General features: G+C 66.7%; 13 protein-coding genes. 5 read left to right on the top strand and 8 right to left on the bottom strand.

Annotation, left to right across the window (positions count from 1 at the left end; all coding sequences use genetic code 11):
• Positions 1 to 552: 552 nt before the first annotated feature.
• Together JZ791_RS13640 and JZ791_RS13635 are read right to left on the bottom strand one after the other, a co-directional pair.
• Positions 553 to 1,299, bottom strand: a complete 747-nt coding sequence (locus tag JZ791_RS13640; protein WP_216894722.1) for a LamB/YcsF family protein — start codon at positions 1,297 to 1,299, stop codon at positions 553 to 555.
• A 29-nt stretch (positions 1,300 to 1,328) separates the two neighbouring features.
• The gene (locus JZ791_RS13635; RefSeq protein WP_216894720.1) at positions 1,329 to 2,594 is read right to left on the bottom strand and encodes an MFS transporter; all 1,266 of its coding nucleotides are present in this window, start codon (positions 2,592 to 2,594) and stop codon (positions 1,329 to 1,331) included.
• 155 nt (positions 2,595 to 2,749) lie between these two features.
• On the opposite strand from JZ791_RS13635, the gene JZ791_RS13630 reads away from it, so the two are divergent.
• The 3 genes from JZ791_RS13630 (at position 2,750) to JZ791_RS13620 (ending at position 5,430) form a co-directional block, all read left to right on the top strand.
• Entirely contained in the window at positions 2,750 to 3,472 is a 723-nt protein-coding gene (locus JZ791_RS13630) for a GntR family transcriptional regulator (protein WP_254205662.1), read from the top strand.
• 405 nt (positions 3,473 to 3,877) lie between these two features.
• Complete coding sequence (locus tag JZ791_RS13625; RefSeq protein WP_216894718.1) at positions 3,878 to 4,396, top strand: NUDIX hydrolase; 519 nt, start codon at positions 3,878 to 3,880, stop codon at positions 4,394 to 4,396.
• Positions 4,397 to 4,707: 311 nt separating this feature from the next.
• Positions 4,708 to 5,430 (top strand): peptidylprolyl isomerase, encoded by a 723-nt coding sequence (locus JZ791_RS13620; protein WP_308162913.1) that lies wholly within the window; start codon positions 4,708 to 4,710, stop codon positions 5,428 to 5,430.
• A gap of 408 nt (positions 5,431 to 5,838) precedes the next feature.
• Here JZ791_RS13620 and arc read toward each other — a convergent pair whose 3' ends face one another.
• Entirely contained in the window at positions 5,839 to 7,599 is a 1,761-nt protein-coding gene (gene arc / locus JZ791_RS13615; protein ID WP_216894716.1) for a proteasome ATPase, read from the bottom strand.
• A 407-nt stretch (positions 7,600 to 8,006) separates the two neighbouring features.
• On the opposite strand from arc, the gene JZ791_RS13610 reads away from it, so the two are divergent.
• Positions 8,007 to 8,441, top strand: a complete 435-nt coding sequence (locus JZ791_RS13610) for an MTB12 C-terminal domain-containing protein (RefSeq protein ID WP_216894714.1) — start codon at positions 8,007 to 8,009, stop codon at positions 8,439 to 8,441.
• A 3-nt stretch (positions 8,442 to 8,444) separates the two neighbouring features.
• Here the strand turns inward: JZ791_RS13610 and JZ791_RS13605 are convergent, their stop codons facing one another.
• The gene (locus tag JZ791_RS13605; RefSeq protein ID WP_216894712.1) at positions 8,445 to 9,278 is read right to left on the bottom strand and encodes a tRNA (adenine-N1)-methyltransferase; all 834 of its coding nucleotides are present in this window, start codon (positions 9,276 to 9,278) and stop codon (positions 8,445 to 8,447) included.
• Positions 9,279 to 9,332: 54 nt separating this feature from the next.
• Between JZ791_RS13605 and JZ791_RS13600 the strand changes: the two genes are divergently transcribed.
• On the top strand, positions 9,333 to 10,187 hold the full coding sequence (locus tag JZ791_RS13600; RefSeq protein ID WP_216894710.1) for a RecB family exonuclease: 855 nt from the start codon (positions 9,333 to 9,335) through the stop codon (positions 10,185 to 10,187).
• Positions 10,188 to 10,313: 126 nt separating this feature from the next.
• On the opposite strand, the gene hisG is transcribed toward JZ791_RS13600, so the two are convergent.
• The 4 genes from hisG to JZ791_RS13580 form a co-directional block, all read right to left on the bottom strand.
• Positions 10,314 to 11,165: an ATP phosphoribosyltransferase gene (hisG, locus tag JZ791_RS13595; protein WP_216894708.1), complete on the bottom strand. Its 852-nt coding sequence runs from the start codon at positions 11,163 to 11,165 to the stop codon at positions 10,314 to 10,316.
• A gap of 51 nt (positions 11,166 to 11,216) precedes the next feature.
• Positions 11,217 to 11,498, bottom strand: a complete 282-nt coding sequence (locus JZ791_RS13590) for a phosphoribosyl-ATP diphosphatase (RefSeq protein WP_216894737.1) — start codon at positions 11,496 to 11,498, stop codon at positions 11,217 to 11,219.
• A 155-nt stretch (positions 11,499 to 11,653) separates the two neighbouring features.
• A complete protein-coding gene (locus JZ791_RS13585; protein ID WP_308162912.1) occupies positions 11,654 to 12,229 on the bottom strand; it encodes a GNAT family N-acetyltransferase in 576 nt (191 codons plus the stop codon).
• 466 nt (positions 12,230 to 12,695) lie between these two features.
• On the bottom strand, positions 12,696 to 14,513 hold the full coding sequence (locus JZ791_RS13580) for a choline/carnitine O-acyltransferase (RefSeq protein ID WP_216894704.1): 1,818 nt from the start codon (positions 14,511 to 14,513) through the stop codon (positions 12,696 to 12,698).
• Between the last annotated feature and the right edge of the window lie 198 nt (positions 14,514 to 14,711).

The raw sequence follows: 14,711 nt of genomic DNA, 5'->3' as shown, positions 1-14,711 counted from the left end.
GAGCCCCCACCGCCACTCTCCGGCCCGAGTGGAGGCTCGACTGCGTCCACTGGACACCCGATGCGCTCGCTCGAGCACTGCCACACACTGGCACGCACAAACGGTCAGCCGTACCCACCCGACACCCGCCACGCTCACTCCAGCTTCCGCCGCACTCCAGCCCGCGCAAGCGCCCGGCAGCGTCCACTCGACGCTCGTTGCACTCACTCGAATCACCGCTACGCTCCGGCGCGCACAAACGGTCAGCCGTACCCACCCGACACCCGCTACGCTCACTCCAGCTTCCGCCGCACTCCAGCCCGCGCAAGCGTTCGGCAGCGTCCACTCGACGCTCGTTGCACTCACTCGAATCACCGCTACGCTCCGGCGCGCACAAACGGTCAGCCGTACCCACCCGACACCCGCTACGCTCATTCCAGCTTCCGCCGTACTCCAGCCCGCGCCAGCGTTCGGCTGCGTCCATTGGACACTCGCTACGCTCACTCGAGCCCGCGCCTCGCCGACCACTCGGCCTCGACGCGAGCGGCCCGGCTGTTCGCCCGCTGCGCGCGTTCATGCGAACGCCCGCAGCTCGACTCCCTTGCCGGTCAGCGCATCCCGGATCGCGCGTGCCATCTCGACCGCACCCGGCGAGTCGCCGTGCACGCACAGGCTGCGGGCGGGCACCGCGACCGGTGCGCCGTCGGAGTCTCGGGTCGAGCCGTCGATCGCGATCGAAATAGCCTGCGCCAGAGCCGATTCCTGGTCCAGGACGCTACCGGGTCGGCTGCGAGGGACCAGGGTGCCCGCAGGGGTGTAGGCGCGGTCGGCGAATCCTTCGGCGTGGAAATCGATCCCGGCCGCGGCTGCCGCCTCCTCGTGTTCGGAGCCGGGCAGCCCGAGCAGGCTCAGCCCGCCGTACCGCGCCACGGCGGCGGCGACCGCCGAGGCGATCGAGGGGTCCACGGCCGCCGAGTTGTACAGCGCACCATGTGGTTTCACATAGCGCACTCGATCTCCCGCGGCACGGGCGAAGGCGTCGAGCGCGCCGATCTGATACAGGCATTCGTCGGTCAGCTCGCGCGGCGGCACCGCGATCGCGCGACGGCCGAATCCGGCCAGGTCACGGTACGAGATGTGGGCGCCGATGCGCACGCCCCGCTCGACGGCGACATCGCAGGTGCGGCGCATGATCGACGGATCCCCGGCATGGAAGCCGCAGGCGATGTTGGCGCTGGAGACGATGCCGAGCAGGGCCTCGTCGTCTCCCATCGACCAGGCGCCGAAGCCCTCGCCCAGATCACTGTTCAGATCGATCATCGCCCTCACCTCTCTCGAATACATCCGTCTCACGCCAATTCTCGACCACGCGTCTCGGGCAGCCCGAACAGCGCCAGCACGGCGACCACGTAGCCGAGCGCACCGAACACCATCGCGCCCGCCAGCCCCAGCGACGTACCGGCCAGATAACCTACGACGGTCGGGAACACCGCACCGACGCCGCGACCGAAGTTGTACGTGAAGCCCTGCCCGGTACCGCGGAACTGGGTCGGATACAACTCTGCCAGGTACGAGCCGAATCCGGAGAAGATCGCCGAGGTCGAGAATCCCAGCGGGAAGCCCAGCAGCAGTACCACCGTGTTCGCACCCTGTGGCACCTGGGTGTAGGCGATCATGAAGATCACCGACAACACCGCCATGAGCTGGATAGTCCGCTTGCGGCCCAGCTTGTCGGCGAGGATGCCGCCGCAGACGTAACCGATGAACGCGCCGCCGATCAGGAAGAACAGATAGCTTCCGGTGCCGACGACCGTCAGATGACGACTCTTCTTCAGGTAGGTGGGCAACCAGGTGGCCAGCGTGTAGTAACCGCCCTGCACTCCGGTCGCCATCAGCGAGGCGTAGAACGTGGTGGGCAACAGCCCGCGGCCGAAGATCGCGCGGAACCGGCCGCGCTCGGCCACGGTCCGATCACGGGTCTCGGTGACCTCGGCGGTGTCGGTGACCCCACGCCGGATCCACAGGATCAGCAGGGCGGGCAGTGCGCCGGTGAAGAACAGCACCCGCCAGGCGACCCGCTCGTCGAACAGCTGGAACACCACCGTGTACACGCAGACCGCCAGGCCCCAGCCCACGGCCCACGCCGACTGCACCCACGCGACGGCCCGACCCCTCGATTCGGGCCGTGCGTACTCGGCGACCAGGATCGCGCCCGCGGCCCATTCACCGCCGAATCCGAGCCCCTGCAGCGCCCGGAAGGCCAGCAGGCTCTCGAAGTTCCACGCGCAGCCGCACAGCACGGTGAACAGCGCGTACGCGGCGATCGTGAGCTGCAGGGTGCGCACGCGGCCGATACGGTCGGCCAGCACGCCGGCCAGCGCGCCGCCGACCGCGCTCACCACCAGTGTGACGGTGGTGAGCAGGCCGGACTCTCCGGTGCCGATGGCGAAATAGGACGCGATCGCGCCCAGCGCCAGAGGCAGCACCTGGAAGTCGTACGAGTCCATCCCGTATCCGCCGAACGCGCCGAAGAAGGCGCGGCGGCCGACCGATCCCAGCGCGCGGAACCAGTCGAACGGTCGCGCGGGTGCGGGCGGGGTAGTCAGCTCGGTCATGGTGGCCCCTCGAATCTCCGGGGTTGAGTGTGGCAGAGATCTCATCGTATTGGATCGTAGAACGATCCGGCAATACGGCAATCCAATCGTTCACGTAAATGCGAGGTAACCTCGAGTGAGCGGGCCGGTTTTCTCGAGGACGAGGGAGGATGTCGATGGCGTCGGACATGGCGTCGGCGAACGAGGTTGCCGAGTCCTATCGGGCATTGGCGGCACAGCGTGAGGAACTGGAGCAACCCGGCCTCAGCACCCGGGTGGCCGACAAGGTCCGGATGTTCATCCTGAGCGGCGAGTTCCGACCGGGGATGCGCCTGTCCGAGCCGGATATCTGTGCGGCGCTGAAGGTTTCGCGTAACACCGTGCGCGAGGCCTTCCGCACGCTGATGCAGGAACGCCTTGTCTCCCATGAGCTCAATCGCGGTGTGTTCGTGCGGATTCCGCGCCCAGAGCAGGTGACCGACCTGTACCGGTGCCGCCGCGTCGTGGAATGCACCGCGCTGCGCGAACTTCCGCGCACGTGCACCGACATCGGGCCGCTTGCCGAGATCCTCGAACGCGCGGATCAGTGTGCGGCCCAGGATGATTGGACCGGCGTCGGCACAGCCGACGTGGACTTCCATCGCGCCGTCACCGCACTCAACGACTCCCGCCTGCTGGACTCCATGATGGCCGGTGTGTGGAACGAGCTGCGGTTGATCTTCCATGTGGTGGCCGATCCGGACGTCTTCCACCGCCCCTACCTGCGTCGCAACCACGAGGTGTACGAGGCGCTGACGCGCGGGGAGGCCGGCCCGGCCGCCGATATGCTGGCCGACTATCTGCGCGACGCGGAGGCACAGATTCTGGCGGCCTACGAACAGATCGTCACCGACTTCTGACTCCGGCGAACATGTCGCACACAGCTGCCCCCCAGTCTTCCCCCGGACCAGGTAGCAGGCCATTCGCCGTCCTGCCAAACGATACCGCCGACGTCCCCGCTCCTGGTTGGGCTCATCACCACCTACGCCAGCTGGTAATAGCTGTTCCTGGTCAACATCCCGCTCGGGTTCGTCGCCTTTACGGCTTATCCCGAAAGTGCCCCTCCCTGCCGACGGCAACGACCGGCATCCCTGCCAACGAAACCCGCCGCCATTCGGCACACCACCGCCCGCGCCGACATCCCCGCCCATCGTCACCCGGCCTACCACCCGCCCATCGTCACCCGGCATACAACCACCCACCGTCATCCCGGCATGCTTGTGGCCTGGATCCATCGCCGCCGGACAACGAGGAGGCATCACCATATGACCGAACTGATCGCGGTCTACGACGCGGATGGGCAGGAGATCGGCAGCGAGGAGCGCGCGATCGTGTACGCCGAGGGTCTGTGGCACGCGAGCGCGGGCGTCCTGGTTCGCTCCCTGGACGGTGAGCGGATCTACGTACACCGCCGCACCGAGACCAAGATGGTCTTCGCCGGTATGCACGACTGCCTGGCCGGCGGCGTATTGGACCCCGGCGAGAATCCGGCCGGCGCGGCGGTGCGCGAACTCGGCGAGGAACTCGGAATAACCTTGGGCGACAACGATTCTCCGCTTCCGCTTCGGGCACACGTGCCCTGGGACGGCGAATGGCTCGGCAGACCCATGCGTTGCCACCTGTTCGCCTACGAGTTACGTTACGAGGGCCCGATCCGCCATCAACCCGAGGAGATCGCCGCAGGCTGGTGGTGGACGGATGCGACGCTCCGCGCCCATCTGGACGATCCCGGCTGGCCGTTCGTCCCCGACACCCGAGTGCTGATTCCCGCTCTGCTGCGCTGACTGCGAGTCGATTCCAGCACCCAGACCTCGGTCTCCTGTTACAGTTTCCTCGCTCGATGGACCGGATCCCTACGGACCGGTACGCAGGATGCAGCGGGAGGCCGGATTCGGTCGTTCCCCCGGACACTCGCTCGTTCCGCGGCCGGCCTGGCGTGGCAGCGGGAATCCGTGATTCGCCGATTAGAACGGGCGGGCTTCGGGTAAGCGGTAGCGGGAACGACAGATGTCGCAAATGTGCGGCATCGGTCCTACCATGCGGCGAGATGCACGACGAGCTTGCCGCACACATCCGATAAAGGAGTCCGACGCCGGTGAAGAGCGTTCCGCAGAGCCCAGGGCTCGAAGTCGACCACATACGCCGAGTCTCCTTACGGCGCAGCACAATACGACGCCTCGGGGCAGCGGCCGCCGGGGCCGTGCTTGCGCTGTTCGCGACCGGGCAGTCGGTCGCCGCGCCCCTGCCGGCGCATATGGGAGTCCCGGGCTGCGTCGCCCCCGGCACCATGCGCCCCACCGGCGCCCAGTGGCCCAATCCGCCCGCCATGACGATCAACAAGCAGGCAAACTACACCGCCAACCTGCAGACCAACTGCGGCATGATCACCCTGTCGCTCGAGGCCGCCAAGGCGCCGGTGACGGTCAACTCGTTCGTCTTCCTGGCCGGCCAGCACTATTTCGATCACACCCACTGCCATCGCCTGACCACCCAGGGCATCTTCGTCCTGCAGTGCGGCGACCCGACCGGCACCGGCTCGGGTGGTCCGGGCTACAAGTTCAGCGACGAAAACCTCCAGGGCGCAACGTATCCGGCGGGCACCGTGGCCATGGCCAACGCCGGCCCGAACACCAACGGCAGCCAGTTCTTCCTCGTCTACCAGAACTCCCCGCTGCCCCCGAACTACACTCCCTTCGGCCGCATCACCGGCGGCACCGACGTCCTGCAGAACATCGCCCACGGCGGAACCACCAACGGTTCCGGCGACGGCGCTCCCGCGGCGAACGTCATCCTGCAGCAGGTGACCACCCACACGTAAGCTCACCCGAAAAGCACGGGCCGCAACCCGATGAGGTTGCGGCCCTTGCGTTTACCCGATGCTACCTCGTGCACGCTCAGCCGAACCAGACGACCAGGCGCACATTGTCGGGATCGTGCATATCGGCGAGGGTCTTCATTGTCATCCACACTTGCCACCAGGCGCCGTCCGGCGGGACCGCGTCACGACCGCTCATTCGCTCGGCGCGGAACACCACCGGTGGGCCAGCAGAGCGGCCTCGTCCCAGTTCACCGCGGCGATTTCGGCCCAGGTGACCTACGAAGCCCGCGACCACCGGCGATGAGCCTGAAGTTGGCGTAGTTGCGCGCACGCCGGACGAACCCGATGTGGCCGCCGAAACGCAAGGGCCGCAACCGATAAAGGTTGCGGCCCTTGTGATCGCCGGACTTACAGGTACTGGCCCGTGTTCGACTCGGTGTCGATCGCGCGGCTGGCGCTGGCGTTCTTGCCCGTCACCAGGGTGCGGATGTAGACGATGCGCTCGCCCTTCTTGCCCGAGATGCGTGCCCAGTCATCGGGATTCGTGGTGTTGGGCAGGTCCTCGTTCTCGGAGAACTCGTCCACGATCGAATCGAACAGATGCTGGATGCGCAGGCCCGGATTTCCGGTCTCGAGCACCGACTTGATCGCGTACTTCTTGGAGCGGTCCACGATGTTCTGGATCATCGCGCCGGAGTTGAAGTCCTTGAAGTACAGGACCTCCTTGTCACCGTTGGCGTAGGTGACCTCCAGGAAGCGGTTGTCCTCGCTCTCGGCGTACATGCGGTCGACGACCCGTTCGATCATCGTCTGCACGCACTTGTTGCGGTCGTCGCCGAATTCGGCGAGGTCGTCGGCGTTCATCGGCAGGGTGTCGGTCAGGTACTTGGAGAAGATGTCCTGTGCCGCCTCGGCGTCCGGGCGCTCGATCTTGATCTTCACATCGAGGCGTCCGGGCCGCAGGATTGCCGGGTCGATCATGTCCTCGCGGTTGGACGCGCCGATCACGATGACGTTCTCGAGGCCCTCCACGCCGTCGATCTCGGAGAGCAACTGCGGCACGACCGTGGTCTCCACATCGGACGAGACGCCCGAGCCGCGGGTGCGGAAGATCGAGTCCATCTCGTCGAAGAACACGATCACCGGTGTGCCCTCGGACGCCTTCTCCCGCGCGCGCTGGAAGATGATCCGGATGTGCCGCTCGGTCTCGCCCACGAACTTGTTCAGCAGTTCGGGGCCCTTGATGTTCAGGAAGTACGACTTGGCTTCCTTGGCATCCTCGCCACGCGCCTCGGCGATCTTCTTCGCCAGCGAATTGGCCACGGCCTTGGCGATCAGCGTCTTACCGCAACCGGGAGGACCGTAGAGCAGCACGCCCTTGGGCGGGCGCAGCGCGTACTCGCGGAACAGGTCCTTGTGCAGGAAGGGCAGCTCCACCGCGTCGCGGATCTGCTCGATCTGGCGGGACAGGCCACCGATGTCCTCGTAGTCGACATCGGGCACCTCCTCCAGCACCAGATCCTCGACCTCGGCCTTGGGGACGCGCTCGAAGGCGAATCCGGCCTTGGTGTCGACCAGCAGGGAATCGCCCGCACGCAGGCGGCGGATCGGACGGTCCGGGTCCTCGACGTCGTCGACATCGACCAGGGCGGCCAGCGGGCCGGACAGCCACACCACGCGCTCCTCGTCGGCATGCCCGATCACCAAAGCGCGGCGGCCGTCGTCGAGGACCTCGCGTAGGGTGCCCAGCTCGCCGGTCTGGTCGTAGCTGCCCGCCTCGACGACCGTGAGCGCCTCGTTCAGCCGCACGGACTGCCCGTAGTGCAGTTCGGTGGTGTCGATGTTCGGTGAACACGTCAGGCGCATCTTGCGACCGGAGGTGAACACGTCGACCGTTTGATCGTCGTAGACGCCGATCAGTACGCCGTAGCCGCTCGGCGGCTGACCCAGCCGATCGACTTCCTCACGCAACGCCACCAGCTGCTGACGGGCCTCTTTGAGGGTGTCCATCAGCTTGGTGTTGCGAATTGTCAGCGAATCGATACGCGCTTCCAATTCTCTTGCGCGATCCGGCGAGTCGGCGAGTTGCCTCCGGAGTGCAGCCGCCTCGGCGCGTATGACCTCGAGTTCTCTCCAGGCCGCCGAATCCGAATTCTCGATGGGGCTCATGATGCCGCTCCTCCCAGTCCCGGTCTATCAACGCTACCGGTCCCGAACCGTTCTCGCTTTTCGACATGGTTTCGTCGTGATCACATCTAGGCTCCGCCAGCCGGTCAGGTCAAGGATGTTAGCCCCACCTAACCGGTACCCGGCAAGCGATTTTCCACCGGGTCGAGCCGGACGATGCCCTACCGATGCTCCTTCTCATCGTGTTGTTCTGTTGTAGCAGTAACGCGGTGCGGGCCGGATGTGTTTCCACTGCTACCGCATTCGTAACCCGAGACGTTACGAACATCAGAACACGAGGCACCGACACGTGGGAATAGTTCCGATCGTGACCCGGCAACCACTCCCCTTGACTATTAGGGTACCCTCACCTCGATCGTAAGCAACAGATTGAAAGGTAAGTGCTTCTTATGTTCGCCAGTACCACCGGAATCGTCCGCACCGGCGTGATCAGCGCATTTGCCGCCGTCGCGATCCTGACCGGCGGCGCGATGGCCGCCGCCGACGCGCCCGCGCCCACCCCCGGCCAGCTCGAATCCACCCTGAACCAGTTCTCCGATCCGGGCGTGGCGACAGGCCCCAAGACCCAGCTCATGGTCAACGGCGGCGCCCACAGCGGCAATATCGACCGGATGAACCAGGGCCTGCAGAACTACGGACACGTCGGTTTCACCGTCTCGAACGTGCAGGCCAGCGGCGACACCGCCAAGGCGCAGGTCGCCATCGTCTCCCCGCACGGGACCATGCCGGGCGTGCCGATGACCTGGCAGAACACCGCCGGGAAGTGGGAGCTTACCGAGCAGACCGGCTGCACGATCCTGGCCATGTCCATGGAGCCCTGCTGAGGTTCAGCCCTTGGACGGCCTGCGCTGCGGTTTCGGCGCGACCGTCCCGTCGGCCAATCGGCGGGCGCTGATCAAGAACGCGGTGTGGCCCTGCATGCGATGCTCCGGGCGTACGGCCAGGCCCACGACATGCCAGGGCCGCACCAGCGACTCCCAGGAGCGGGGTTCGGTCCAGCACTGTTGCTGCCGCAGTGCCTCAACGGTTTCCGACAGCTGTGTGACAGTCGCCACATAGACGATCAGCACCCCGCCCGGGATCAGCGCCTTGGCCATCGCGGGCAGGGCGTCCCAGGGTTTGAGCATGTCCAGCACCACACGGTCGACCTGCTCGCCGTCGTAGTCCGCGACGTCAGCGAGGGTCAGCGTCCAGTTCGCTGGACGTTCGCCGAAGAACCGTTCCACGTTGCGAACCGCGTGTTCGGCGTGGTCGTCACGGATCTCGTAGGACAGCACCTGTCCCTCGGAACCCACCGCGCGCAGTAGCGAACAGGTCAGCGCACCCGACCCCGCGCCCGCCTCCAGCACGCGCGCGCCCGGGAAGACGTCGCCCTCGTGCACGATCTGCGCGGCATCCTTGGGGTAGATCACCGCCGCGCCGCGCGGCATCGACAGCACATAGTCCACGAGCAGCGGGCGCAGCGCGAGATACGGTGTGCCGTTGGCGGACTGGACCACCGTGCCCTCGTCCGCGCCGATCAGCTCGTCGTGGCGGATCTGCCCCTTGTGGGTGTGGAACTCCTTGCCCGGCTCCAGCACGACCGTGTGCTGGCGGCCCTTGGCGTCGGTCAGCTGCACCCGGTCCCCTGCGGTGAATGGACCGGTCCGTCTGGCCGTCATGGATCTCCGTTCTCGGTTCTGAATCTGTCGGTGCCCCCGGATAGCCTGCCAGGTATGTCCGCGCCGCCGTCGATCACCCCGCCACCGAGCGCTTCGCACTCGCGTGGCCCGGCATTGTCTCCCTCGCGGGCAATGGATTTCAAACAATGTCCATTGAAATACCGATTACGCACGGTCGACCGAATTCCCGAACCACCCGCCCGGCCCGCGGTGCGGGGCACGCTGGTGCACGCGGTGCTGGAATCGTTATACGGGTTACCCAGCGGTGAACGCGTTCCCGATCGTGCCGCGGCCCTCGTCGAGCCCGCCTGGCGGCATTTGCTGGAAGATCGCCCCGAGGTTGGTTCGCTTGTGCCCGACGGCACGTTGGACGAGTTCCTCGGCGAGGTGCACCGGCTCGTCCGGGCCTACTACCAGCTCGAGGATCCGACGGCGTTCGACCCGGAATCCTGCGAGTCGATGCTCGAGGTGCGTTTGGCGGACGGTTCGCCACTGCGCGGCTTCGTCGACCGTATCGACGTCGCCCCTGGTGGCGCGTTGCGAGTGGTCGACTACAAGACCGGCCGGTCGCCCGGGCCCGGCGGGGAGCATCGGGCACTGTTCCAGCTCAAGTTCTACGCGCTGATGATGCTGCGCCTGCGCGACGTCGTCCCCGCGCAGCTGCGGCTGCTGTACCTGTCCGACGGCCAGATCCTCACCTATCGGCCCGACCGGGACGAGTTGCTGCGTTTCGAGCGCATCCTCTCGGCGCTGTGGGCGGCGATCAGCAGTGCGCTCCGGACCGGGGAGTTCCCGCCGGTCCGGAGTTGGCTGTGTGAGTTCTGCGAGTACCGGGGGCTGTGCCCGGAGTTCGGGGGTAGCCCGCCGCCGTACCCAGGCCCCCCATCGCAGGTCGAGGATCTCCGATAGGTGCGCGGGGCCGCTGGAACAGTTCGGCGACGCGTGAGCCCTGGGCGGTCGGCGGCGTGACGAGACTGAGCAGACCGTGTGTGCTCACACGGTGCTCAGTGGGGGCTGGGACCTTGGCGGGAGAACTCAGAAGGCCCGGCAGGAGCGGATGTCCATGGCCAGGATGGCCTTGGCGCCGAGGTCGGCCAGGGCGTCCATGACCTCGTTGGACTGGTTGCGCGGGACCATGGCGCGCACGGCGATCCAGTCGGGGTCCGCCAGGGGGGAGATCGTGGGAGATTCCAGACCAGGGGTGATCTTGACCGCGGACTCCAGCAGTTCCTTGGGGCAGTCGTAGTCGAGCATCAGGTATTGCTGCGCGAAGACCACGCCCTGGATGCGGGCGACCAGCTGATTGCGGGCCTTGTCGCGGGGGTCGGAGCCGGCTCCCTCGATCAGGACCGCCTCCGACTGGCACAGCGGGTCGCCGAAGGCGATCAGGTTGTGCTGGCGCAGGGTGCGACCGGAGCCGACGACGTCGGCGATGGCGTCGGCGACGCCGAGCTGGATGGAGATCTCCACCGCGCCCTCCAGGCGGATCACCTCGGCCTGGATGCCGCGCTGCTGCAGATCGGCCAGCACCAGGTTCGGGTAGGAGGTGGCGATGCGCTGGTCGTACAGGTCATCCACCTTCCAGTCGCGCCCGGCCGGGGCGGCGTAGCGGAAGGTGGAGCTGCCGAAGCCCAGGCCGAGGCGTTCCTTGACCGGCGCTCCCGAGTCCAGGGCCAGATCGCGGCCGGTGATGCCCAGGTCCAGCTTGCCCGAGCCGACGTAGATGGCGATGTCCTTCGGGCGCAGGAAGAAGAATTCGACCTGGTTGGCGTTATCGATCACCGAGAGGTCGCGCGCATCGGTGCGCTTGCGGTACCCGGCCTCGGTCAAGATGCCGACGGCGGCCTCGGACAGCGAGCCTTTATTGGGGACTGCGACGCGGAGCATAGGGGTGTCCTTTCCGGACTTGTGACGGAGGGTGAGCTGGGCCTATCCCCGTCACAGATGTCGGTACACGTCCTCGAGGCTCAGCCCTCGGCCCACCATCAGCACCTGCACCCAGTAGAGCAGCTGCGAGATCTCCTCGGACAGCGCCGCGTCACCCTCGTGTTCGGCGGCCAGCCACACCTCACCGGCCTCCTCCAACACCTTCTTGCCCTGCGCATGCACACCGGCGTCCAATGCCGCGACGGTTCCGGATCCCTCGGGACGGGTGACCGCACGATCTTGCAGCTCGGCGAACAGGGTTTCGAAAGTCTTCACGGGTGGCCATTCTTTCAGATCCCGGCACACATCCCGTAATCAGCCCGAGCCCGGCGAGGAGCCGACCCCGGCCTCACGCTGCATTCTGCGGACTCGAACGTCTGGTTTCGGACGAATTCGAGTCGAGAATGCAGCGGGAGGCCGGTTCTCTCTACTGGAAAGCAGGCTTGCCGTCAGTCCGCACGGGACGAACGGCTCGGGCGGTCGATGCCGTAGATGAAGTGCCGGCCGTCATCGATCGGGTTGTCCGGGGGAAGGGAGCCTTCGGCGATGCGGAGCATTCCGGCCTTCTCGAGAGCACGCCAGGACGCGGGATTGGCCGCGGCGACCGGGACGACGATGCGGGCGGCGCGGGGATGTTCGATCCAGGTGGCGGCGATGATCGCGCGCAGCATCGCCGAGCCCAGGCCGCGACCGATGCGGGCCGGGTCGCCGATCAGATAGTCCAGGGTCATCGTCTCGGCGGGCAGCTCGACCAGCGGTTCGAGGTCGGCGAGATAGTCCGGGTAGTCGGCCGGGCGGCAGCGCTGCACCAGACCGACCGCCTCGCCATCGGCGAAAACCAGCAGGTCCTCGTTCGGCTCCTCGCCCCGGTAGGTCGGACCGAAATCGCGCGCCACCGCTTCGGGAGCCGGGTCGTGATCCCACCAGCGCCGCACGTGCGGCTGCGCGAGCCAACCCGCCAGCAGCGGGAAATCGGCGGGCGTCAGCCGCCGCCAGGTAAATACGGGCGTCCGTGCGCCGGTCACAAACGTGACGCTAGCAGTGCTGGCGGTACGAGCTCGAATGGTTTTCCACGACGCGAGCCCCACCAGCGCAATCCCGTCGAGCCCTGGCATCGACACAGGTCACGGCGATCCCGAGACTCCCGGCTGTCCATCTCGAGACGCCGGGCGGAGGAGCGGGCGCAGTGGTTACCACGAATCCTGGGCGCAAGACGCGTGATGACAGCTGAGCCACAGGCACACCGGATGACAATCGAGCCACCAGCGCACCAGATGACGACCAAACCGCCAAGCACCGGGATGACAACGACCACCGGCAACCGGGTGACGAGCGGGCCGCCGGCATCCCGGGTCGCTCGAGAGCGGGTAGGCATCTCGACATGCAGTCGGCCGAAATCGCGGGTCGCGGATTCCGGCCGACCACATCCCTCTGCTCGGGAAGCCGCCGCTCTACCGGCACCGGGTGGTGGGTGAGCCGGGCCGGCAGGCGTCAGGAATCGGCGAGCAACTCTCGCAACTCCCCTACCGCCACGCGCAGTTGATCGGCGAACTTGTGCATCTCGGCGGCCACCGAGGTCGGGGTGGCCAGGTAGAGATTCCAGCGGTCGGGGAGCAGGACGTAGGCGACGCCGATGCATTTCGGGCTGGTGCAGCCGAAGCCGAAGTACTGGATGTTGGCCGAAGGGGCCGAACTCGTGCTCAGGTAGTCGTCACGGGTGATCAGCCAGCCGGGGCTGTCGTAGAACGGCATCGGGTCGGTGACACCCAATGCCTCGCCGCGACGGCGCTGGATCCATTGCAGCTCCCACAGGTGCTGCTCGGGAGCGTCGCCGAGCTGGCACTGTTTCGCACGGCTCACGTGGGCCTGGGCGGCGGCACGGATCTTCTCGCGGCGCGTGTCCGGCGAGGCGGCCGGATCATCCATGGCCGCAACGAATTCCAGGATCTGCGGGGTGACCACCCGCATCGCCTCGGTGCGCCCGTTGCGGTACTGGCGGGTGGCGATGGACTCGTAGGTGGCGCCGGTCAGGCCCTTGCTGCGACGATGGGCAAGCTGGTAGCTCAACTGCGCGAAGGCATCCGGGGACAGGCCCAGCGATTTGGCCTGTTCCGCACCGAAATCTGGGAACGACACGGCCTGGGTGGCGTTGGCCTGTGCGAATGCCTCGAATGCCGCTGCCGCCCCGGCGATCTCACCGCGCATCACCGGATCCAGGGTGAATTCGACCGGCTCGAAGGGCGGCAACCCCTGAGCCTGCGCGCCGGAACTGCCTGCATGCTCGGCCGCGGAGGTCTCGAGCAAGTTGTCGACGAACGACAGGATCGTGGTGCCGTCCAGCCCGCAGTGCTCGACGTTGATGCCCGCACTACCGTCGGCGAAAACGATGAACGACACCGCCTTGTCGAACCAGCGGTTGCCGCTGTCTCCGTGCAGCAGGTGATCACAGGCCTGCTGGGTGTCGCGCGGGGCGAAATCCTCCAGGCATACGCAGAAAAGGGCGGTCTCGATCACGTCGAGGGCGGCGGCGTTCACCGGTTCGGCACGCAATCTCGCCCGCACACCGGCCCATTCAGCCCGGGCCAGGGTCGTCAGGTGCCCGACCGAGCCGTCGGCCGCGGCCGGGCGGGCAGTTTTCATGATCGCGCGCAGGCCGTCGGCGAGATCATCGGTCGCGTAGGGGCTCGCGTCCGGACCGAGTACGTCCATCCGGAAGATGTTGCCGTGGAACAGCACGAGAATATGCCGGGCGGTGGACGGGCCGGGCCACTCGTCGCTGTAAGGCACACGCACGGTGTCCTGCGGGTCGCCCGGAATCCTGGTCTCGGAGAACAGGTATTTGTTCTGCGCCATCGAAAGATGCTGTCCGCGTTGCAGGATCGGTGGGATCCGCTCGGCGTCCAGCAGCAGTTTGTAGTCCACCGCGGCCGTGACGATCGCGGCCGCACGCTGCGCCTGCTCGACGCCGGTGGACCCGGCCAGCGGAGTGTCGTCGCGGAACAGGAAGAAGAAGTTGGCGTTCAACGCGATTCGATCACGACGGCCCAGGTACCTCGACGGCCAGAACTCGTCGAGCCAGCTGCCCACCCCCGGTGTCGCGTCGAACCTCACGAGATCCGCGTGCAGCTTGCGGCCCGGACCCTCCGGGCGCAACAGGTCCGCGAGGGCACGCTCGGTCTGCGCGAATTCGTCGTCGGTCAGCAGCGGCGCGCACCACTCGAGGAAGCGGGCACGGCTGGCCTCGAGCGTCGGCAGCGGCACGCGCGGCAGCTGATCATCGAACGCGAAGGTGCGATCGGGGTCGGTCACTGGCAGTCCTCATCTCGTACCGTGTCGGTTGTTTCCGATGCGGTCGAAAGTAGCCCTACTCGCAGGTCTGAAGGCTGTATCCCTCGGGCTACTTTCAACCGCATCGGTAAATGATGGAATCCGGGCATGACGCCGGCTTCCGGGCTGTCGGACCACAAGAATGTAGCAAGAGGCCCATTCGACGTGGCGCTCACGGCG

Source organism: Nocardia alni (assembly GCF_019038435.1).
In the GTDB taxonomy this organism is placed as follows: domain Bacteria; phylum Actinomycetota; class Actinomycetes; order Mycobacteriales; family Mycobacteriaceae; genus Nocardia; species Nocardia alni.
The sequence above is the reverse complement of the archived record's forward strand: the minus strand, read 5'-3'. Positions and strand labels throughout refer to the sequence as shown.